This is a genomic window from Paraburkholderia hiiakae, from assembly GCF_904848665.1.
In the GTDB taxonomy this organism is placed as follows: domain Bacteria; phylum Pseudomonadota; class Gammaproteobacteria; order Burkholderiales; family Burkholderiaceae; genus Paraburkholderia; species Paraburkholderia hiiakae.
This window is the reverse complement of the sequence record NZ_CAJHCQ010000001.1, coordinates 199801-220572: the sequence shown is the minus strand read 5'-3', so window position 1 is coordinate 220572 and position 20772 is coordinate 199801. Positions and strand designations below refer to the sequence as shown.

Sequence of the window (20772 nt, the reverse complement as noted above, 5' to 3'; positions counted from 1 at the left end):
AAACCATCAATAAACAGCAAAAAAAAAGCACACCTCCGAGGTGTGCTTTTTTGCGAGTCGCGCAACGCCGTGGCGTTTGCGCTTGTGTCGCCTTAACGCACCCGCATGCCCGGCTTGGCACCGGAATGCGGTTCGAGAATATAAAGTCCCGGCTCGGCCTTCTCGTCAGCCGCAGAGGCCGCGAGCACCATCCCTTCGGACATGCCGAACTTCATCTTGCGCGGCGCGAGGTTCGCGACCATCACCGTGAGCTTGCCCTTGAGGTCTTCCGGCTTGTACGCGGAACGGATGCCCGAGAACACGTTACGCGTCTTTTCTTCGCCCACGTCGAGCGTGAGTTGCAGCAGCTTGTCCGAACCTTCAACGATGTTGCAGTCGACGATCAGCGCCACGCGCAGGTCGATCTTCGCGAAGTCGTCGATGGAGATGACTTCGGGCGTTTCATCGGCGGCCGGCTTTTTCGCTTCCTTCGCAGCCTTCGACTTCTTGTTCGCATCCGCAGCCGCGGCGGCGGGCGCTTCGGTCGCCTGCAGCGAATCGCGGTTGGCGGCGAGCAGCGCTTCGATCTGCTTCGGATCGACGCGCGTCATCAGGTGCTTGTACGCGTTGATCGGCTGTTGCGACGACAGCGCCTTGCCTGCATCGGCCCACGTGAGCGGCTCGATGGCGAGGAACTGCTCGACGCCTTCAGCGAGCTGCGGCAGCACCGGCTTGAGCGCGAGCGAAAGCAGGCGGAACGCTTCGAGGCTCACGGTGCAGGTCTCGTGCAGCGCCACCGGGTTGGCCGGATCCTTGGCCTGTTCCCACGGCTTGGCCGTGTCGACATAACCGTTCACGGCGTCGGCGAGCTCCATCGTCTGGCGCAGCGCGCGGCTGTATTCGCGTGCTTCGTAGTGCGCAGCGATTTGCGGAATTGCCGTGCGCAGTTGTTCGAGCAGCGGATGATTCATCGCGCTATCTTGCACGCGGCCTTCGAAGCGCTTGATCAGGAAGCCTGCCGCGCGGCTCGCGATGTTGATGTACTTGCCGACGAGGTCGCTGTTCACGCGCGCCTGGAAGTCTTCGAGGTTCAGGTCGAGGTCTTCCATCGTGCTGTTGAGCTTCGCGGCGAAGTAGTAGCGCAGCCACTCGGGGTTCAGGCCTGTGGTCACATAGCTTTCCGCGGTGATGAAAGTGCCGCGCGACTTCGACATCTTCGCGCCGTCCACCGTCAGGAAGCCGTGCGCGAACACGTTGGTCGGCGTGCGATGGCCCGAGAATTCGAGCATCGCCGGCCAGAACAGCGTGTGGAAGTACAAGATGTCCTTGCCGATGAAGTGGTACTGCTCCGTCTTCGAACCGGCCTTCACCCAGGCTTCGAAGTCGATGCCGCGCTTCTCGCACAGGTTCTTGAAGCTCGCGTAGTAACCCACCGGCGCGTCGAGCCACACGTAGAAGTACTTGCCGGGCGCGCCCGGAATCTCAAAGCCGAAGTAGGGTGCGTCGCGCGAGATGTCCCAGTCGGCGAGCTTCGATTCGCCCGAGTCGCCGAGCCACTCGCGCATCTTGTTGGTCGCTTCCGGTTGAGCCAGGCCGCTCACCCAGCCGCGCAGGAAGTCTTCGCAGCGCGGGTCGGAGAGGCGGAAGAAATAGTGCGTCGAGGTCTTGCGGATGGGCGTTGCGCCCGAGACCACCGAGTACGGATTCTTCAGATCAGTCGGTGCATAGGTCGAGCCGCACACTTCGCAGCTGTCGCCGTACTGATCCTTCGCGCCGCACTTCGGGCACTCGCCCTTGATGAAGCGGTCCGGCAGGAACATGTTCTTGACCGGGTCGTAGGCCTGCTCGATGTCGCGTGTCTCGATGAAACCCGCCTCCTTCAGCGCCAGATACACCGACTCGGAGAGCACGCGGTTCTCTTCGGAGTCCGTCGAGTAGTAGTTGTCGAACGACACGCCGAAGCTGTCGAAATCGCGCTTGTGCTCTTGCCACACGCGCGCGATCAGCTGTTGCGGCGTGAGGCCTTCCTTTTCCGCGCGCAGCATGACGGGCGTGCCGTGCGTATCGTCGGCACCGACGTAGTAGACCTCGTGGCCATGCATTCGCAGCGCGCGAACCCAGATGTCCGTCTGGATGTACTCGACCAGGTGGCCGATGTGGATCTGACCGTTGGCGTACGGCAGAGCAGACGTAACGAGAATCTGGCGGCGGCCGCTTGGATTGGCATGCGCGCCGGCTGCTGCGAGGTCGGTGGCGGGTGCTGACATAAGTGAGGGGAAGTCCGATGTTGCGGGGGGAAAGGGCGATTTTAGCAGGGCGCACGTAGCGCCGTTCGGCCAGCAGGTGGACGCTCGTATGCGCAATGCCTGGAGGCAACGCGGGCGCGTGAGCCATGGCTATGCTGCGGCGCACAAATGGCGGCCAAAAAAAACCGGGGCAAGAATGGCCCCGGAGCAACAACGACAAGAGGAGAATGGTGACGCGGCGGCACTGCCGCACACGTACCGTAAAGACAGACAGCACGATTTCCCGAGAGTTCGAAAAATTTTTCGATTCTCTGCTAGTGCTTTTAAGCGGGCGTCCGGTGGCCGTCCAGCAGGGGTTTCGGCACGCGCCTTCGGGCCGCTCAAAATGCAAACGGGACGGCATGGTTGCCGTCCCGTTGATGTGTCGCTGTTTTTTGCTGCGACCTTCCGCCTGCAGCGCTTCCGGCAACTGCGCCGAACCGGTTTAGCCGCCCTGGTGCTGTGCCGTCGCGCGCAGATAGATTTCCACGCGGCGGTTCGCGGCGCGCCCGGCTTCCGTGCTGTTGTCGGCGATCGGCTGGGTGTCGCCGCGGCCCTCGGCCGACATGCGCTGCATCTGGATGCCGCGTGAGGCGAGGTAATTCACCACGCTCTGCGCGCGGTTGGCCGACAGCGTCTGGTTGTACGCGGGCTGGCCGGTGCTATCCGTATGCCCCACGACTTGCGCGACGACTTCCGGGTTCTGCTGGAGCGTCTGCGCGACCGAGTCGAGCACCGGCGCGAACGACGGTTTGATCGCGAAGCTGCTGGTGTCGAAGGTCACGTTGCTCGGAATGTTGAGCTTGAGCGAGCCGTCCGGCTGCTCGGTGATCTGCGTGCCCGTGCCCTTGGTGGAGCCCGACAGCCTGTTCTTGATGTTCTGCCAGTTGTAACCGGTGACGCCGCCGACCAGCGCGCCAGCGCCTGCGCCGATCGCCGCGCCCTTGCCGCCGCCGAAGATCGCGCCGATGGCCGCGCCCGTGCCTGCGCCGACACCGGTGCCGAGAGCCGTGTTGGTGCCCTGCTGCGTCGCGCAACCGGCGACGAGCGCGCCGGCAACCGCAAAGACGGACAGGCGTGTCAGGATTCTTGTGTTCATTTGCTTTCCTTTCTTGAGTGGAACGGACGCTGCCCGCGGCGTTCGCGGCCCCGCATGCGAAGAGGGTCTTCGAACGGCGCGCGGCGGCAACTACTACAATGACGCCTTGAGGTTTGCGCCGCCAGGCAAAAAGCCGCTGGATCGCGGCTTTGAGAGCACCTGGTCGGCACACGAAATCGATGCTGCCGCGAAGCGTGCCCTTTCGGGTAATTTTGCGCAATGCAGCTTAACAATTTCTTTCGATTTCCGGCGCGTAGGCGATCAGTCCTCACTCGGACAGGCGCTAACGCAGACCGGCATTCTCCCCACGGAGTTTCAATGAGCATAGATCGGGCTTTGGTCGACGCCGCGCTCGCGGCCTTGACGGATCCGAACACGGGTCATCCCTACGCGGTGGCCAAGGGCGTGCGCAACGTCACTGTCGAAGGCGATACAGTCGGCGTCGAGATCGTGCTCGGCTACCCGGCGAAGAGCCAGTTCGAAGCCGTGCGCAAGCAGGTCGAAGCGGCGCTCGCGGCTGTGCCGGGCGTGAAGGCGAGCCGCGTTGCGGTTAGAAGTGAGATTGCCGCGCACACGGTGCAACGCGGCGTGAAGCTGCTGCCCAATGTGAAGAATATCGTCGCCGTGGCCTCGGGCAAGGGCGGCGTGGGCAAGAGCACGACCGCCGTGAATCTCGCGCTGGCGCTCGCGGCCGAAGGCGCTTCGGTCGGCGTGCTCGACGCGGACATCTACGGCCCCTCGCTGCCGATGATGCTCGGCATCGAGGGCCGCCCCGAGTCGCCCGACGGCCAGTCGATGAATCCGCTCGAAGGCCACGGCGTGCAGGCCAACTCGATCGGCTTTCTGGTCGAGCAAGACAACCCGATGGTCTGGCGCGGCCCGATGGCGACTTCCGCGCTCGAGCAACTGCTACGTCAGACGAACTGGCGCGAACTCGACTATCTCGTGGTCGACATGCCGCCGGGCACGGGCGACATCCAGCTCACGCTCTCGCAGCGTGTGCCCGTCACGGGCGCCGTGATCGTCACGACGCCGCAGGACATCGCGCTGCTCGACGCGAAGAAGGGCCTCAAGATGTTCGAGAAAGTGGGCATTCCGATTCTCGGCATCGTCGAGAACATGGCCGTGCACATCTGCTCGAATTGCGGCCACGCCGAGCATGTCTTCGGCGCGGGCGGCGGCGAGCGCATGGCGAAGGAATACGGCGTGGAAGTGCTCGGCAGCCTGCCGCTCGACATCGCCATTCGCGAGCAAGCCGATTCGGGCAACCCGACCGTCGTGGCCGCGCCGCAGGGCGCGGTGGCGGAAATCTATCGCGCGATCGCGCGCCGCGTGGCGATCCAGATTGCCGAGCGCGCCCGCGACATGACCTCGAAGTTCCCGACCATCGTCGTGCAGAACACCTGAGCGCCGGTGCGGGCCGCCGCGCTTGTGCGGCGCCCCGCGCATGGGGACAGATAGGCGCGCGGCGCGCCGCGTGCGCGGTATCATGTGGGCTTCATCGGGTCCGGTATGGCGGCAGCAACGGGGCTGCCGCCGCCCGGCAAGAGGATCGCATGGATAAAGGACACGACAGGCAAGCGGGGAATGCGCAGGTCGTCTGGATGATCGCCCTCGTCGCGCTCTGCGGCTGCGCGCTGCTTGCGGGCTGCACGAGCTTCATGGGGCAGCAGGACAAGCGCGCGATCGCGCAGCTGCTGCCCACCGTCGGCAACCAGGTGCGCGGCACGGTCTCGTTCGTCGAACATTCGGACGGCGTGCAGGTGAGCTACAACCTCGCGGGTCTGCCGCCCGACAGCGATCACGCATTGCAGGTGCATGAGCGCGGCGATTGCAACGCCACCGACGCCTCGAGCGCCGGCGCCGTGTTCGCGCCCGCCGCGGAGCACTTGAAGCCCGGCGCGCGCGTGGAAGGCGACCTCGGCAATATCCATGCGGACTCGAATGGCGTGGCGACGGGCTTTATCGTCGCACCCGACGTTTCGCTCGACGGCGTGCGCTCCGTGTTGCAACGTGCGGTGATCGTGCATCGGGACGCCATCGACCCCTATGCGTACCCGCAGCGCGGCACGGGCCCGGCGCTCGCCTGCGGGCTGATCCGCGCCGAGTGAGCGTGGCTGAGTGTGGCTGAGTGTGGGATTCGCGGCCGCGTGAAACGCAGTTCCAGGCATGCCGATCCACATCGCGTAAAATAGGCGCCTTTCGCACGCGGCACGCGCCCGGTGGGCCCGTCCGCATGCTTTCCCGACCCGATTTTCTCGTTAAGTAGCGAACATGGCAATCAAGTCCGACAAGTGGATCCGGCGCATGGCCGAAGAGCAGAAGATGATCGAGCCGTTCGTGCGCGATCAGGTCCGTATGTCGGAAGACGGCCGCAAGATCGTGAGCTATGGCACGTCGAGCTACGGCTACGACATCCGTTGCGCCGACGAATTCAAGATCTTCACGAACATCAACTCGACCATCGTCGATCCGAAGAACTTCGACGAAAAGTCGTTCGTGGACTTCAAGGGCGACGTCTGTATCATCCCGCCCAATTCGTTCGCGCTCGCGCGCACGGTCGAGTATTTCCGCATTCCGCGCAACGTCCTGACCGTGTGTCTGGGCAAGTCCACGTATGCGCGCTGCGGGATCATCGTGAACGTCACGCCGTTCGAGCCCGAGTGGGAAGGCTATGTGACGCTCGAATTCTCAAATACGACACCTTTGCCTGCGAAAATCTACGCGAACGAGGGTGTGGCGCAAGTGCTGTTCTTCGAAAGCGATGAGATCTGCGAGGTCTCTTACGCGGATCGCGGCGGCAAGTATCAAGGCCAGCACGGCGTCACCCTGCCGAAGACCTGACGCACGCAACCACCGGACACAACGACATACGGGGACCGCTGCGCGTCATATGCAGCGGTCGTTTCATTTGGAGAATCGCCCATGAAGTTTCGTTTTCCCGTCGTCATCATCGACGAAGACTTTCGCTCCGAGAACATCTCGGGTTCCGGCATCCGGGCACTGGCCGAAGCCATCGAGAAAGAGGGCGCGGAAGTCCTCGGGCTGACGAGCTACGGCGACCTCACGTCGTTCGCGCAGCAATCCAGCCGCGCGGCATGCTTCATTCTTTCGATCGACGACGACGAGCTGCTGCCCTACGTGGAAGGCTCCGACGGCGACGCGCCGGAGCACGCGCCCGCGATCGTCGCGCTGCGCGCGTTCATGGAAGCGGTGCGCAAGCGCAACGCCGACATCCCCATCTTCCTGTACGGCGAAACGCGCACCTCGCGCCATTTGCCCAACGACATCCTGCGTGAGCTGCACGGCTTCATTCACATGTTCGAGGACACGCCGGAGTTCGTCGCGCGTCACGTGATTCGCGAAGCGAAGGTGTACCTCGACGCGCTGTCGCCGCCGTTCTTCAAGGAACTCGTGAAGTACGCCGACGAAGGTTCGTACTCATGGCACTGCCCGGGTCACTCGGGCGGCGTGGCGTTCCTGAAGAATCCGCTCGGCCAGATGTTCCACCAGTTCTTCGGCGAGAACATGCTGCGCGCCGACGTCTGCAATGCGGTCGAGGAACTCGGCCAACTGCTCGATCACACGGGCCCGGTCGCGGCTTCGGAGCGCAACGCGGCGCGCATCTTCAGCGCCGACCACGTGTTCTTCGTGACCAACGGCACGTCCACGTCCAACAAGATCGTCTGGCACGCCACGGTGGCGCCGGGCGACATCGTGCTGGTCGACCGCAACTGCCACAAGTCGATCCTGCACGCGATCACGATGACGGGCGCGATCCCCGTGTTTCTCACGCCGACGCGCAACAACTTCGGCATCATCGGCCCGATTCCGCGCGACGAGTTCAAGCCGGAAAACATCCGCAAGAAGATCGAGGCAAATCCGTTCGCCCGCGAAGTGCTCGCGAAGAACCCGAACGTCAAGCCGCGCATTCTCACGATCACGCAGAGCACGTACGACGGCGTGGTCTACAACGTCGAGATGATCAAGGATCTGCTCGGCGACATGCTCGACACGCTGCACTTCGACGAAGCCTGGCTGCCGCACGCCGAATTCCACGAGTTCTACCAGGACATGCATGCGATCGGCGCGGGCCGTCCGCGCACCAAGGCACTCGTTTTCGCGACGCACTCCACGCACAAGCTGCTCGCCGGTATCTCGCAGGCGTCGCAGATCGTCGTGCAGGATTCGGAAGATAGCGCGTTCGACCGCCACCGCTTCAACGAAGCGTATCTGATGCACACGTCAACGAGCCCGCAGTACGCGATCATCGCGTCGTGCGACGTGGCCGCCGCGATGATGGAAGCGCCGGGCGGCCCGGCACTGGTGGAAGAGTCGATCGCCGAAGCGCTCGACTTCCGCCGCGCCATGCGCAAGGTCGACGCCGAATACGGCGACGACTGGTTCTTCCAGGTCTGGGGCCCGGACGAGCTGGCCGAGGAAGGCATCGGCTCGCGCGAAGACTGGATGCTGCGCCCGAACGACCATTGGCACGGCTTCGGCGCGCTGGCCGAAGGCTTCAACATGCTGGACCCGATCAAGGCGACCATCGTCACGCCGGGTCTGGACGTGGACGGCGAGTTCGGCGAGACCGGCATTCCGGCCGCGATCGTCACGAAGTACCTGGCCGAGCACGGCATCATCGTCGAGAAGACCGGCCTGTACTCGTTCTTCATCATGTTCACGATCGGCATTACGAAGGGCCGTTGGAACTCGATGGTCACCGAACTCCAGCAATTCAAGGACGACTACGACAACAACCAGCCGCTGTGGCGTGTGCTGCCCGAGTTCGTCGCGCAGCACCCGATGTACGAGCGCGTGGGCCTGCGCGATCTGTGCCAGCAGATCCACAGCGTCTACCGCGCCAATGACATCGCGCGCCTCACGACCGAGATGTACCTCTCGAGCATGGAGCCCGCGATGAAGCCGTCGGACGCCTTTGCGAAACTCGCGCACCGCGAGATCGACCGCGTGCCTGTGGACGAACTCGAAGGCCGTGTCACGTCGATCCTGCTCACGCCGTATCCGCCGGGCATTCCGCTCCTGATTCCGGGCGAGCGCTTCAACAAGACGATCGTGAATTATCTGAAGTTCGCGCGCGAGTTCAACGAGCGCTTCCCGGGCTTCCACACCGACATCCACGGGCTCGTGGGCGAGACCATCAACGGCCGCATCGAGTATTTCGTGGACTGCGTGCGCGCCTGAACGCGCGAGGGGAGGGGAATGTCAGGTGGTTCATCGGCGCGGCTAGCGCGTTTCTTTGCTGCGTCGGCGTCGGCGCTGTCGCTGGTGTCGGTGGCTACGGTGCTGGTCGCCGTGGCGCCGGCGGCGCACGCCGAGGTCGCGGCGGCCGATCCGATCGACACGGCCATGCGCGCATGTCTCGCGCGCGCGGACCGGTCGTCGACGGCCGGGCAGATTCAGTGCATGGGCGACGCGCGCGCCGCGTGGCGCACGGCCGCCGACACCGCGCTCACGCAACTGCTCGCGAAGTTGCCGGCCGCGCAGCAAAAGCGCTGGCAGCTGAGCCAGCAGAAGTGGGTGGCCTGGCGCGATGCCGAGGACACCATGCTCGGGGCCGCGTTCGCGACCACGAGCGGTAGCACCTACCAGCTTTACGAAGCCGACATGCGGCTGCAGCCCGTGCGCGACCGCGCGCTCGCGCTGCGCAACCAGGCGGCCATGCACGGCGGCGACGCGCCGCAGGTGCGTGCCTGCAGCGCCGACGCGCGCTGCGAGCACGTGAGCTACGACCTCAATCGCTACTACCGTCAGTTCTATGCGCGCATGCCGAAGCACGCGCGGCCTGCGGTTGCGCGCGCACAAAGCGATTGGCGCGCGTATCGCGACGCGACCACGCCGCTCATCGACGAGCATGCGCGGCTCGATCTGCTAGGCGGGCGTCTTGCGACCTTGAAGCGCCTCGCCGAAACGGTGAACAACCACTGAGGGTGCGCCTTCAGTCGAGGATGAACTGTTCCGGCGCGCGCGCCGGTAGCGACGTGGGCTCGCCCATCAGGTCGTGCAACGCGACTTCGATGCCGGCCGACATCAGGTTCAGCGCGAGGTCGTTGTCCTCGGTGCCGAACGGGTCTTCGAGCTGCGAGGCGATCGTCTCGTGCGCCATGAACGCGTAGGCCACGAACACGGCGAAGATCGGCGTCAAACCGCCGATGCTATCGACGAGGCCGAATGGCAGCGTCGCGCAGAAGAAGTACACGGTGCGATGAATCATCACCGTATAGGCGAACGGCAGCGGCGTGGAGACGATGCGCTCGCAGCCGCCGATCACGTCTGAAATGCCATTGAGATTGCGCTCGAACGCGAGCACCGCGTAGCCGTCGAGGCGCCCTTCGCGCGTCTCGCGCCGGACCCATTCCGAGGCGCACAGCATGAGCGTGGCCGGCCGGTAACGTGAGGCCATCACGCGCTCGAACAGTGCACCCGGCAAGCACGCTTCGAGATCGGCGCGCGGGTCGGTGTTGCGCAATTGATGGCGCAGCGCATGCGGCAGCGCGCCGAGCAGAACGACCAGTTCCCGGGCTCGCTCGCGCGTTGCGGTTTCGTCGCCGTTGCGAGGCAGCGTAAGCGCCTCGCGCACCAGCGAACGCGTTTCGTTGAGCATTTGCCCCCAGAGCTTGCGGCCTTCCCAGTAGCGGTCGTAGCTCGCGCTATTGCGAAAGCCGAGAAACACCGCAAGCGCGATACCGATCAGCGAAAACGGCACCGTGCTCAGGTTCACCGTGAGCTTGAGGATGTGATCGTGCGCGGCCACCGCGATGATCGAGAGGACCAGGACGATGAAAAGGCGCGGCAGAAGCTGCGGCAACACGGAGCCGCGCCACGCGAGCAGCATGCGGAACCAGTGGAGGTGAGGGCGGACGATCATGGGGCGGGTAGTGGGAGCGAAGCCAAACCTGACGGAGCAATACGTCAGTATGGCGCGGGATCGTAGGCCATGGCGCGCGACTGCCGGGCGCACACTTCCGACATTTTGCTGCGGGTACAGCGCGCGGTCATGCGCGTTGTCATGGTGTTCGCCGCCCAAAAAGCAAACCGGGCGCGCGACCTTGTCCGTCGCGCGCCCGATTGGCCGCTGAGTGCGGGCTTTTTCAGCCCGCGACGCTGCGCTTACTTGAGTGCCGCCCGCGCCGCCGCGATGGCCGCACGCACCTGCTCGGGCGCGGTCCCGCCCGCATGGTTGCGCGCCGAGACCGAGCCTTCGAGCGTCAGTACTTCGAACACGTCTTCGGCCAGCAGGTGCGAGACGGCCGGCAACTCGCGGCGCATCTCGTCGAGCGTGAGGTCGGCGAGATCGCAGTTGCGGTCCACGCAGATGCGAACGGCGTGCGCCACCGCTTCGTGCGCGTCGCGGAACGGCAGGCCCTTCTTGACGAGGTAGTCGGCCAGATCCGTGGCCGTGGAGAAGCCTTGCAGCGCGGCTGCGCGCATCGCTTGCTCCTTGACCGTGATGCCCGCAACCATCTCCGCGAAGATGCGCAGCGTGTCGGCCACCGTATCGACGGTGTCGAACAGCGGCTCCTTGTCTTCCTGGTTGTCCTTGTTGTACGCGAGCGGCTGGCCCTTCATGAGCGTGAGGAGCGCCATGAGATGGCCGTTCACGCGGCCGGTCTTGCCGCGCGCGAGTTCCGGCACGTCCGGGTTCTTCTTCTGCGGCATGATCGACGAGCCCGTGCAGAAGCGGTCGGCCAGATCGATGAAGCCCACGCGCGGGCTCATCCACAGCACCAGTTCTTCCGAGAAGCGCGAGACGTGCGTCATGACGAGCGCAGCGGCTGCCGTGAATTCGATCGCGAAGTCGCGGTCGGAGACGGCGTCGAGCGAGTTCGCGCAGATGCCGTCGAAGCCCAGCGTCTTCGCCACGGCGAAGCGGTCGATCGGATAACTCGTGCCTGCGAGCGCCGCCGCGCCCAGCGGCAGACGGTTCACGCGCTTGCGGCAGTCCACCATGCGTTCGGCGTCGCGCGTGAACATTTCCACGTAGGCGAGCAGGTGATGGCCGAACGTGACCGGCTGCGCCACTTGCAGGTGCGTGAAGCCGGGCATGATCGTGCCCGAGTGCTGTTCAGCGAGGTCGAGCAGCGCGCCGCGCAGGTCGCCGAGCAGAGCGCCGATGCGGTCGATCTCGCCGCGCAGCCACAGGCGGATATCGGTCGCGACCTGGTCGTTGCGCGAGCGGCCCGTGTGCAGGCGCTTGCCTGCGTCGCCGATCAGGGCGGTGAGGCGCGCTTCGATGTTCAGGTGCACGTCTTCGAGGTCGAGCAGCCACTCGAATTCACCGCGCTCGATCTCGCCCTTGATCTTCGCCATGCCGCCCTGGATGGCGGCGAGGTCGTCGGCGGAGATGATCTTCTGCGCGGCCAGCATCGACGCGTGCGCGAGCGATCCCTCAATGTCGACGAGCGCGAGACGCTTGTCGAAGAAGACCGACGACGTGTAGCGCTTGACCAGCTCCGACATGGGTTCGGAGAAGCGAGCCGACCAGGCTTCGCCTTTTTTGTGCAGTTGGGACGTCATGGTGATGGGGCGTGAACGAGCGTGATGAGCGTGAAAAAGCGCGGGCCGCGCGGCGCTTTGTGCCTCGCACGGCGTGAAAGATCACAATTTTAACATTGGCCGTCTGCCGGACCGTCGCGAGGCGCTGCTCAGAGCCGCACCAGCACCACGAGCTTGAGATCCTCGCGGTGAGCGGGCTTGAAGGTGATCTGGTCGTAGGCGATGCGGCCGTGGCGCGGGTGGTTGAACTCGCGCCGGCCACCCTCGCGCTCGAAGACGTCCTGCGAGGCCCAGAAGCGCGCGAACTCGTCGCTCGCGGCGATCAGCGAATCGATCAGCGCGCGCGTGGGCGCATCGTTCAGATGGCGGATCGAATCGGCGCGGAACTCGGCGGCGAGGCGTCGCGCCCGCGTTTCCCAGTCCACGATCAGCTCGCGCCCGAGCGGCTCGGTGAAGGTGAAGCGCAGCAGGTTGCGATCATGCTCGCCGTCGAGCCAGCCCGTGAAGAGGTCCGCCGCATGGGCGTTCCACGCGAGCGCGGTCCACTGGCGGTCGAGCACGTAGGCGGGGGCGTCCACGAGCTTCACCGTCTGCAGCAGCGTGGCGGGGGCGTCCGCGGCGGTGGCGGAGTCAGGCTCGGCCGGGTCGCGCTGCGCGGCCAGCTCGAACAGATAGGCGCGCTCGGCGCGCGAGAGCCGCAGCGCGACGGCGATGCGCGCGAGCGCGTCCGCTGAAGCCGAAACGGGGCGGCCCTGCTCGATCCACGTGTACCAGGTCGGGCTCACGCCGCACAGCTGCGCGACTTCTTCGCGGCGCAGGCCCGGCGTGCGGCGGCGCGGGCCCGGCGGCAGGCCGACTTCCGCGGGCGAAAGACGCTCGCGGTGGGCGCGGATGAATTCGCCCAGCGCGCGGGCGGGCGTCGCGTCGAGGGTCTTGGCGGAGCCGCTGGCGGCGGCGGGCATGTCGAAGCTCATTGGCAGTGGGGCGGGTGGTGGCGATACCAGAATAATCGCTTAACTTGTACTGGTACAAAACGGCCCCTATTGTAGCGTCTGACGCGGCGACGGGCCGCCACGTCAGACCGCCCGCCGATTGCAGAACCCACGACGCGCAGCGCTCAACGCTTCGCGCCCTACATAAAGCAGCGCATCAATACCCGCAAAAGGAGCATGCGATGAAGCATCACGATCAGGTCGCCGACGCATTCGGCTCGACCGCCGCCGCTTACCTCACGAGCCAGGTCCACGCGAGCGGCGCGGATCTGGAGAACCTCGCCGCGACCTTCGCGGCCACCTGCGGCAATGCGACGGTGCTGGACATGGGCTGCGGCGCGGGCCACGCGAGCTTTGCCGTGGCGCCGCACGTGCGTGAAGTCGTGGCCTACGACATCGCCCCGCAGATGCTCGCCACGGTCGAAACCGCCGCGAAGGAGCGCGGTTTGACGACCGTGCGCACGCAACAGGGCGCGGCGGAAACGCTGCCGTTCGCCGATGCGAGCTTCAACTGGGCCGTGAGCCGCATGAGCGCGCATCACTGGCGCGACGTGCCGCGCGCGCTCACCGAGGTGCACCGCGTGCTCAAGCCGGGCGGCCGACTGAAGTTCATCGACATCGCGGGCATCGATGATCCGCTTTACGACACGCATATTCAGGCGATCGAACTGTTGCGCGATGCTTCGCACATTCGCGACTATCGCGCCGACGAGTGGATCGCAATGCTCGACGCCGCCGGCTTCGACGCGAAGGTGAGCGAGCGCTGGCGCATCGCACTCGACTTCGATTCGTGGGTCACGCGCATGCGCACGCCGCCCGAGCGCGTGACGGCGATTCGCTCGATGTGGGAGCGCGCGCCCGATGAAGTGCGTCAATACTTCGACGTGCAGAGCGATTTGTCGTTCAAGCTCGACGCGCTGATGATCGAGGCGACGCGGCGGGACTGAAGCGCTGTCGCGGCAAAAAAACGGCGTCGTGACCGCGAGGGCACGACGCCGTTTCCACATGAGCACAGCGCGAACGCTCAACCCGTATTGCGCAACCCCGCCGCAATCCCGTTGATCGTCAGATGAATACCGCGCCGCACGCGCGGGCTCGGGTCACCGGCGCGATAACGCTTGATCAGTTCCACCTGCAAGTGATTCAAAGGATCGAGATACGGGAAGCGGTTCTTGATCGAACGCGCGAGCAGCGGGTTATCGGCGAGCCGGTCGGCCGCGCCCGTGATCTCGCCGAGCACTTTCGTCGTGCGCTCCCATTCGGCCACGATGCGCTCGAACACGAGCTTGCGCAGCTTCTTGTCCGCCACGAGCTGCGCGTAGCGCGAGGCCACCGCGAGGTCGGTCTTCGCGAGCGTCATGTCCATGTTCGAGAGCAGGTTCGAGAAGAACGGCCAGGTCTTGTACATCTTCTTGAACATTGCAAGACGTCGCGCACGCTCGGCGTCGCTGCCTGCATCGTCGAGGTATGAGGCCACTGCGGTGCCAAAGCCGTACCAGCCGGTAAGCAGCAAGCGGCACTGGCCCCACGAGAAGCCCCACGGAATGGCGCGCAGATCGTCGATCTTGCGGTTCTTCGGGTCCTGCAGCTTACGCGAGGCCGGACGGCTGCCGATGTTCAGCTCCGCGATTTCCGTAATCGGCGTCGAGGCGAAGAAGTAGTCGGTGAAGCCGGGCGTCTCGTACACGAGCGAGCGGTACGCGGCCATCGCGGCGTCGGAGAGCGATTGCATCGTCTCTTCGAATGCGGGCAGTTGGTCTGGCGCGCTGCTCGCGCCACCCATCGGCAGCAGCGTTGCCTCGAGCGTCGCGGCGATTACCGTTTCGAGGTTGCGGCGGCCGATCTCCGGGTTACCGAACTTGCTCGCGATGACTTCGCCCTGTTCGGTGAGGCGGATCTGGCCTTCCACCGTGCCCGGCGGCTGCGACAGGATCGCGTTGTAGGTCGGGCCGCCTCCGCGACCCACCGTGCCGCCGCGGCCGTGGAACAGGCGCAGCGTGACGCCGCGCTGCTTGTACAGTGCGACGAGCGCCAGTTCCGCACGATAAAGCTCCCAGTTCGAGGTGAGGAAGCCGCCGTCCTTGTTGCTGTCCGAGTAGCCGAGCATGATTTCCTGCTCGTTGCCCTGGTGCTCGACCATGCCGTCGATGCCCGGCAGCGCGAGCAGGTCGCGCATGATGCCCGGCGCGTGGCGCAAGTCGGGAATCGTCTCGAAGAGCGGAATCACCATCAACGCGGCCTTCGCGGGGTCTTCCGCGTGGCCGAGGCGCCCGCTCATGAGGCCGGTTTCCTTCTGCAGCAGCATCACTTCGAGCAGGTCGGAAACCGTTTCGGTGTGCGAGATGATGTAGTTGCGCACCGCGCGCGCGCCGAACTTCTCGCGCGTCACGCGCGCCATTTCCAGTACGCCCAGCTCGCTCTTCACGAGATCCGAATAGTCGAGGTACGGCGAGCGCAGCGTGCGCGGATCGGCGAGCTGCGCGAGCAGCACAATCTGCTTGTCTTCTTCGGAAAGCGCCGCGTAGTCGGCTTCGACACCGGCGCGCGCGAGCAGCTCCGTAATCACGGCTTCGTGGATGTCCGAGCTCTGGCGCAAATCGATCGAGGCGAGATGGAAGCCGAACACGTCGACGGCGCGCATGAGCGGCGCGAGACGCGTGGTCGCCAGCGACGCGCCATGATGCTCGGCGAGCGAATCCATCAGGATATGCAGGTCGCGCGAGAACTCATCCGCATCGGCATAGGGCTTCGCGCGCACGGGCGCGGCGTTGCGGCCCGCGCTGCGCACGGCCACCACGCCTTCGCCGAGGCGCACGCGCGCACTTGCGGCGAGGCGCGTGTACACGCCGATCAGCGCGCGGCGATACGGCTCGTCCACGCGGTGCGGCGACTGGTCCGGCGAGGCTTCGGCCAGCGCCTTCAGTTCATCGCTTGCGCCCGCAAGCAGGTTCGACACCGAAAGCTCGGCGCCCAGACGGTGCACTTCATCGAGGTAATGCTGGAGGATCACCTGCGCCTGGCGCTCGCTGGCTTCCTCGAGCGTGGCGGCGGTGACGTTCGGGTTGCCGTCGCGGTCGCCGCCGATCCAGCTGCCCATCTGGAAGAAAGCGGGCAGGCGCGCCGAAAGGCCGTGCTCCTTCAACTGCGTTTCGATCTCGCTGTAGAGCGCGGGGATCTCGGTGAGGAAGGTCGTGTGGTAGTACGAAAGCGCGTTCTCGATTTCGTCGCCCACGGTCAGGCGCGAGTCGCGCAGCATGCGCGTTTGCCAGAGCGACGTCACGCGTGCGCGCAAGAGCGACTCATTGTGCTCGAGTTCGCGGTGCGTGAGCGGCTGGTCGCGCTCGGCGAGCAGGCGCGCGATGTCGTGCTGCGAGTCGAGCGTGCTTTTGCGCTGCACTTCGGTGGGGTGCGCGGTGAGCACGGGTACGATCAGCGCGTCGTTGAAGAACTGCTGGAGCACTGGCGTGGCGGCGGCGCCCGCTTGCACCAGGCGTTCGAGCGAATGCGCGATGGTGCCCGCCTGCGGCGCCGAGCCCGCGAGGTCGTGAATGCGGCGACGGCGATTGCGGTGGCGATCTTCAGCGATGTTCGCGAGATGCGAGAAGTAGCTGAACGCGCGCACGACGCTCACGGTCTGCTCAGGCGAGAGCGCGCGAAGCTGCTTTTCGAGCGCGAGCGCGTCGGCGCTGTCGTCCTCGCGGCGAAAGCGCACGGCGGTCTGACGAATGCTTTCCACCATGTCGAACACGGCGTCGCCTTCCTGCTCGCGCAGCACGGCGCCGAGCACGCGGCCGAGATACCGGATGTCTTCGAAGAGCGGCTGGTCCTTGTCGTCGCGCGCGCGGCCATTGCGCGAGGCGCCGCCGCTCGCTTTCGGAACCTTCGCCGCCTTCGTGGCTTTTGCGGCTTTCGGCGTCTTCACCGCCTTTGCTGCCTTGACAGCCTCGGCGGCCTGTTTGGTCTGGGTCGCCGGTTCAGTCGTGGTGGATTTCGTGGTCTTCGCGGTCTTCGTCGTTTTCGCCGGTTTCGTGGACGGCGTGGCCGATACGGCCTTCGAAGCTGCGTTCTGCGATGCGTTGTTGCGGCGCTCTGCGCGCGCCGAGCCTGAAGACTTCACGATGTTTTCCTTGAGGCTTGCCAGGATATGGGCAGGTTAGTCGGAGAACTGCCAACTGCATGGCCGTGGCGCGTGCCGGGCCGTCTACTGCGGGTGCAACCTGGAGAGGGTGGAAGGTGCCACCCTGCGCGAGCCGTACGGATAGTGCAGAGGCGGCGCGGGCCGCCAATGGCGGTGCGCCGGGTTCAGGCCTTGCTGGAGAGTGCGCCGCTGCGAGGACGAGCGCAAACCGAAGCGGCGCCACGGCGATGGCCGGGGCCACGCGGGCCGGATACGCACCACACACGGGCCAGACGCGCGCCGGTCATGCTGCCTCTTCGGGCCGCCGTGCGCATGACGTATCGCTAGTGGCCGGGCTCGCGGCGCATTACGTACCGAATTGCCTACGATGGGTACAGTAAGCGCCGCGTGCTTCGCCCGAGTCTCTTCCTTAGCCGCCCGCGCCTTGTCAGCCTGTCCCTGCGGGGAGGCGGTAAAAAGGGCGCGTGCTAACATTGCCTGTCATCCGATCCTGCTTTTCATCCCGTCATTCGATGTACTTGCCATGAACTCCGAGACGTTATCCGCGCCCATGCCCCGCACCCTGGTGATCGCTTCGCGGGAGAGCCGCCTCGCGATGTGGCAGGCAGAGCATGTGCAAGCTGCGCTGCACAAATTATATCCAGCCTGCGACGTGAAAATTGTTGGAATGACGACACGCGGCGATCAAATTCTCGACCGCACGCTCTCGAAGGTGGGCGGCAAGGGTCTTTTCGTGAAGGAACTGGAGCAGGCGCTGGCCGAGGGCCGCGCCGATCTCGCCGTGCACTCGCTCAAGGACGTGCCGATGGAGCTCCCCGAAGGCTTCACGCTCGGGGCCATCATGGAGCGCGAAGACCCGCGCGACGCGTTCGTCTCCAACGACTACGATTCGCTCGCCGCGCTGCCCGCGGGCAGCGTGGTTGGGACGTCCAGCCTGCGCCGCGAGTCGATGATCCGCGCGCGCTATCCGAATCTCGACGTGAAGCCGTTGCGCGGCAATCTCGACACACGTCTCGCCAAGCTCGACCGCGGCGACTACGCGGCTATCATTCTCGCGGCTGCGGGCTTGAAGCGTCTTGGCCTCGGCGCGCGCATCCGCGCGCTCATCGAGCCCGAGGACAGCTTGCCGGCGGCGGGCCAGGGCGCGCTCGGCATCGAGATCCGCGCCGAGCGCGCCGATCTTGCCGCATGGCTCGCGCCGCTGCACGACGACGCCACCGCGAAAGCCGTTGAGGCCGAGCGCATGGTTTCGCGCGCGTTGGGCGGCAGCTGCACGGTGCCGCTCGCGGCCTACGCGCAGTGGCACGACGGCAAGCTCGCGCTGCGCGGCACGATCGCCACGCCTGACGCGAGCCGCGTCCTCGCCGCGCAGGAGGCCACCGCGGCGTCCACGCTCGACGATGCCGTAGCGCTCGGCCGCCGCGTTGCCGACGACCTCATTGCGCAAGGCGCGCTCGAGATCGTCCGGGCGCTTGCGGATGCGGCCCAGGCGGCCGATGGCCCGAACACGGCGCTTGGGAACGGCGCCGCCACGAGCAACCCAACCGGCGCGGGCGAAGGCCCGGCCTCCCGATGATGGCCGGCCCCTGGCAACCGCGCGGCAACGCTGGCCAGCCCGACGAGTGGGGCGGCCCGGGTGACGCCTCCACCGGCGCGAAGCGCGCGTCATCGGCAAGCGGCGAGAGCGGCAACCGTGGTGACAAGCCGTTCACCGTCGTCATTACCCGGCCGGCCGGTCAGTCGGATGGTCTCGCCGGGCGACTCGCGCAGCACGGCATGCACACGCTCGACTTTCCGCTCATCTCCATTGCGCCCGTGATCGACGAAGCGCCGCTGCGCGCCGCGCTCGGCGCGCTCGAACGGTATGCGCTCGTCGTGTTCGTTTCGCCGAATGCCGTCGATCGTGCGTTCGCATGCTATGCCTCCGTGTCGTCGATCTGGCCGCCCGCGCTGCCCGTGGCCGTGGTCGGCCCGGCGAGCGTGGCCGCGCTCGAGCGTCACGGCGTCGCTGCGCCCGGGCATCGCGTGGTGAGCCCTTCCGGCGCGGAGGAAGAAGAGCCGGCGCGCTTCGATTCGGAGTCGCTTTACGCTGCGCTTGAAAAGACCTTCGGCGCGAACGCCTTTGCGGGCAAGCGCGTGCTGATCATGCGCGGCGACGGCGGCCGCGAGTGGCTCGCCGAGCGCCTGCGCGAAGCGGGCGCCGAGGTGGAGACCGTGGCGGCTTACCGCCGCGTCGTTCCGGAGCCGCCCATCGCCGCGTGGACACAGGTGCACGCGCTCCTCGAAGGTGCGCCGCACGCCTGGTTCGTCACGAGCTCAGAGGGCGTGCGCAACCTCGACGAACTCGCGCGCGAGCACCTCACGGCGGGCGAGATCGTCGAACTGCGCCACGCGCCGCTCGTCGCTCCCCACCCGCGGATCGCCGAGACGGCGCGCTCAATGGGTTTTGATAGGATTACGGTGTCCGGCGCGGGCGACGAACGCATCGTCGAGACGCTGCTAGGCCTCGCTTCTTCCGTTGTTCAACCGGTTCAGAACACCCCGGCCCAAGCGCCGGCAAACCCACGCATGACAGATTCGAACAACTCAAGCAGCACAGCAAACCAGGGCGCCGTCGCCACGGGCGCGGCGGTTTCCTCCGGCAGCGCGTCGGCTTCGGGCAGCGCGTCGGCGCGGCCGTCGTCGTATGCGTCGTCGGGCGCGGGTGCTTCCGCGCCGCTGACCCAGCCGCCGGGCGCGGTACGCCGCGGCGCGGGCTCGGCGCTGCTGTGGCTCGTCGTGGTGCTGATCGCGGGGGGTGCAGGAGCGGGCGGCTACGCGCTCAACCGCAAGCTCGACCGGCTCGACACGCAGCTCGCGCAGCGCCAGCAGGCTGGCGAGCAGCAAATCGCCGCGCTGCGTGCGCGCGCCGACGAGGCCGTTTCGGGCGCACAGCAGCTCGACAAGCAGATCGCCCAGCTCGAAGGCAAGATCGCCGACGCGCAGAATTCGCAGCAGGCGCTCGCGCAGCAATACGCCGATCTTTCGAAGAGCCGTGACGACTGGACGCTCGCCGAAGTCGGCCAGATGCTCTCGAGCGCGAGCGAACAGCTCCAGCTCACGGGCAACACGCAGCTCGCGCTCTTCGCGCTGCAAAGCGCCGACACGCGGCTCGCCGCCTCGGACAACGCGCAGGCCATCGCCGTGCGCAAGGCCATCGCGCAGGACATCGACAAGCTCAAGGCCGCGCCGTCCACGGACTTGACGGGCCTCGCCATCAAGCTCGATACCGCGCTCGGCCAGATCGACTCGCTGCCGCTTTCGGGCGAAGCGATCGTCGCGCATACGAAGCCCGAGGCTGTGCAGCCCGCCGATGTCGCGCAGGTTGCCGCCGCGACCAACCAGCCGAAATGGAAGGTGTGGATCGACACGTTCGTCGACGGCGTGGGCAAGCAGGTCGCGAGCCTCGTGCAGGTGCGCCGCATCGACAACGCGGACGCCATGCTCGTCTCGCCCGATCAAGGCTACTTCATGCGTCAGAACCTGAAGCTGCGTTTGCTCTCGGCGCGCCTCTCGCTGCTCTCGCGCAACCAGGACACGCTCAAGTCCGACCTCGCGGCCGCCGACGCCACGCTTGCGCGCTACTTCGACGGCGCCTCGAAAGACACGCAAACCGTGCGCGAACTGCTCAAGGAAGTGAACGATGGCTCGGCCGCCGTCGCACTGCCCACGCTCGACACGAGCCTGAAGGCGATCCAGCAATACCGGAGCCGGGGGTAAGAC

14 protein-coding genes are annotated in these 20772 nt (G+C 66.0%); 8 read left to right on the top strand and 6 right to left on the bottom strand.

Going from position 1 to position 20772, the window contains the following annotated elements; all coding sequences use genetic code 11:
- Positions 1-92 precede the first annotated feature (92 nt).
- Positions 93-2246, bottom strand: coding sequence for a methionine--tRNA ligase (metG, locus tag JMY28_RS00970; protein ID WP_201693677.1), 2154 nt, complete (start codon positions 2244-2246; stop codon positions 93-95).
- Between the two features lie 463 nt (positions 2247-2709).
- Complete coding sequence (locus JMY28_RS00965; protein WP_201693673.1) at positions 2710-3363, bottom strand: OmpA family protein; 654 nt, start codon at positions 3361-3363, stop codon at positions 2710-2712.
- Positions 3364-3681: 318 nt separating this feature from the next.
- Here JMY28_RS00965 and apbC point away from each other — a divergent pair, with 318 nt between their 5' ends.
- The 5 genes from apbC (at position 3682) to JMY28_RS00940 (ending at position 9312) form a co-directional block, all read left to right on the top strand.
- Entirely contained in the window at positions 3682-4770 is a 1089-nt protein-coding gene (apbC, locus tag JMY28_RS00960; protein ID WP_201693672.1) for an iron-sulfur cluster carrier protein ApbC, read from the top strand.
- 149 nt (positions 4771-4919) lie between these two features.
- Positions 4920-5474, top strand: coding sequence for a superoxide dismutase family protein (locus tag JMY28_RS00955; RefSeq protein WP_201693671.1), 555 nt, complete (start codon positions 4920-4922; stop codon positions 5472-5474).
- Between the two features lie 163 nt (positions 5475-5637).
- Complete coding sequence (gene dcd, locus JMY28_RS00950) at positions 5638-6207, top strand: dCTP deaminase (protein ID WP_028207739.1); 570 nt, start codon at positions 5638-5640, stop codon at positions 6205-6207.
- Positions 6208-6288: 81 nt separating this feature from the next.
- A complete protein-coding gene (locus JMY28_RS00945; RefSeq protein WP_201693670.1) occupies positions 6289-8568 on the top strand; it encodes an arginine/lysine/ornithine decarboxylase in 2280 nt (759 codons plus the stop codon).
- 18 nt (positions 8569-8586) lie between these two features.
- Positions 8587-9312 (top strand): lysozyme inhibitor LprI family protein, encoded by a 726-nt coding sequence (locus JMY28_RS00940; protein WP_201693669.1) that lies wholly within the window; start codon positions 8587-8589, stop codon positions 9310-9312.
- A 10-nt stretch (positions 9313-9322) separates the two neighbouring features.
- Here JMY28_RS00940 and JMY28_RS00935 read toward each other — a convergent pair whose 3' ends face one another.
- The 3 genes from JMY28_RS00935 to JMY28_RS00925 all read right to left on the bottom strand — a co-directional run bounded on the left by JMY28_RS00935 (position 9323) and on the right by JMY28_RS00925 (position 12842).
- On the bottom strand, positions 9323-10252 hold the full coding sequence (locus JMY28_RS00935; RefSeq protein ID WP_201693668.1) for a bestrophin family protein: 930 nt from the start codon (positions 10250-10252) through the stop codon (positions 9323-9325).
- 242 nt (positions 10253-10494) lie between these two features.
- The gene (argH, locus tag JMY28_RS00930; protein WP_201693667.1) at positions 10495-11901 is read right to left on the bottom strand and encodes an argininosuccinate lyase; all 1407 of its coding nucleotides are present in this window, start codon (positions 11899-11901) and stop codon (positions 10495-10497) included.
- A 128-nt stretch (positions 11902-12029) separates the two neighbouring features.
- Entirely contained in the window at positions 12030-12842 is an 813-nt protein-coding gene (locus JMY28_RS00925) for a helix-turn-helix transcriptional regulator (protein WP_201693666.1), read from the bottom strand.
- A gap of 212 nt (positions 12843-13054) precedes the next feature.
- Here JMY28_RS00925 and JMY28_RS00920 point away from each other — a divergent pair, with 212 nt between their 5' ends.
- Positions 13055-13819, top strand: coding sequence for a class I SAM-dependent methyltransferase (locus JMY28_RS00920; RefSeq protein ID WP_201693665.1), 765 nt, complete (start codon positions 13055-13057; stop codon positions 13817-13819).
- Between the two features lie 77 nt (positions 13820-13896).
- Here JMY28_RS00920 and ppc read toward each other — a convergent pair whose 3' ends face one another.
- On the bottom strand, positions 13897-16989 hold the full coding sequence (ppc, locus tag JMY28_RS00915; protein ID WP_201693664.1) for a phosphoenolpyruvate carboxylase: 3093 nt from the start codon (positions 16987-16989) through the stop codon (positions 13897-13899).
- A gap of 544 nt (positions 16990-17533) precedes the next feature.
- On the opposite strand from ppc, the gene hemC reads away from it, so the two are divergent.
- Together hemC and hemDX are read left to right on the top strand one after the other, a co-directional pair.
- Positions 17534-18586, top strand: coding sequence for a hydroxymethylbilane synthase (gene hemC, locus JMY28_RS00910; protein WP_201693663.1), 1053 nt, complete (start codon positions 17534-17536; stop codon positions 18584-18586).
- The gene (gene hemDX, locus JMY28_RS00905) at positions 18583-20769 is read left to right on the top strand and encodes a fused uroporphyrinogen-III synthase HemD/membrane protein HemX (RefSeq protein WP_236596643.1); all 2187 of its coding nucleotides are present in this window, start codon (positions 18583-18585) and stop codon (positions 20767-20769) included. The genes hemC and hemDX overlap by 4 nt, the downstream gene beginning before the upstream one ends.
- The last annotated feature ends 3 nt before the right edge of the window (positions 20770-20772 follow it).

What these genes read in the sequence shown, in the direction of transcription:
- JMY28_RS00925 (WP_201693666.1), bottom strand. Translation starts at nt 12,842, where the DNA reads ATGCCCGCCGCCGCCAGCGGCTCCGCCAAGACCCTCGACGCGACGCCC.
- JMY28_RS00935 (WP_201693668.1), bottom strand. Translation starts at nt 10,252, where the DNA reads ATGATCGTCCGCCCTCACCTCCACTGGTTCCGCATGCTGCTCGCGTGG.
- dcd (WP_028207739.1), top strand. Translation starts at nt 5,638, where the DNA reads ATGGCAATCAAGTCCGACAAGTGGATCCGGCGCATGGCCGAAGAGCAG.
- apbC (WP_201693672.1), top strand. Translation starts at nt 3,682, where the DNA reads ATGAGCATAGATCGGGCTTTGGTCGACGCCGCGCTCGCGGCCTTGACG.
- JMY28_RS00965 (WP_201693673.1), bottom strand. Translation starts at nt 3,363, where the DNA reads ATGAACACAAGAATCCTGACACGCCTGTCCGTCTTTGCGGTTGCCGGC.
- hemC (WP_201693663.1), top strand. Translation starts at nt 17,534, where the DNA reads ATGAACTCCGAGACGTTATCCGCGCCCATGCCCCGCACCCTGGTGATC.
- JMY28_RS00920 (WP_201693665.1), top strand. Translation starts at nt 13,055, where the DNA reads ATGAAGCATCACGATCAGGTCGCCGACGCATTCGGCTCGACCGCCGCC.
- argH (WP_201693667.1), bottom strand. Translation starts at nt 11,901, where the DNA reads ATGACGTCCCAACTGCACAAAAAAGGCGAAGCCTGGTCGGCTCGCTTC.
- metG (WP_201693677.1), bottom strand. Translation starts at nt 2,246, where the DNA reads ATGTCAGCACCCGCCACCGACCTCGCAGCAGCCGGCGCGCATGCCAAT.
- JMY28_RS00955 (WP_201693671.1), top strand. Translation starts at nt 4,920, where the DNA reads ATGGATAAAGGACACGACAGGCAAGCGGGGAATGCGCAGGTCGTCTGG.
- JMY28_RS00945 (WP_201693670.1), top strand. Translation starts at nt 6,289, where the DNA reads ATGAAGTTTCGTTTTCCCGTCGTCATCATCGACGAAGACTTTCGCTCC.
- hemDX (WP_236596643.1), top strand. Translation starts at nt 18,583, where the DNA reads ATGATGGCCGGCCCCTGGCAACCGCGCGGCAACGCTGGCCAGCCCGAC.
- JMY28_RS00940 (WP_201693669.1), top strand. Translation starts at nt 8,587, where the DNA reads ATGTCAGGTGGTTCATCGGCGCGGCTAGCGCGTTTCTTTGCTGCGTCG.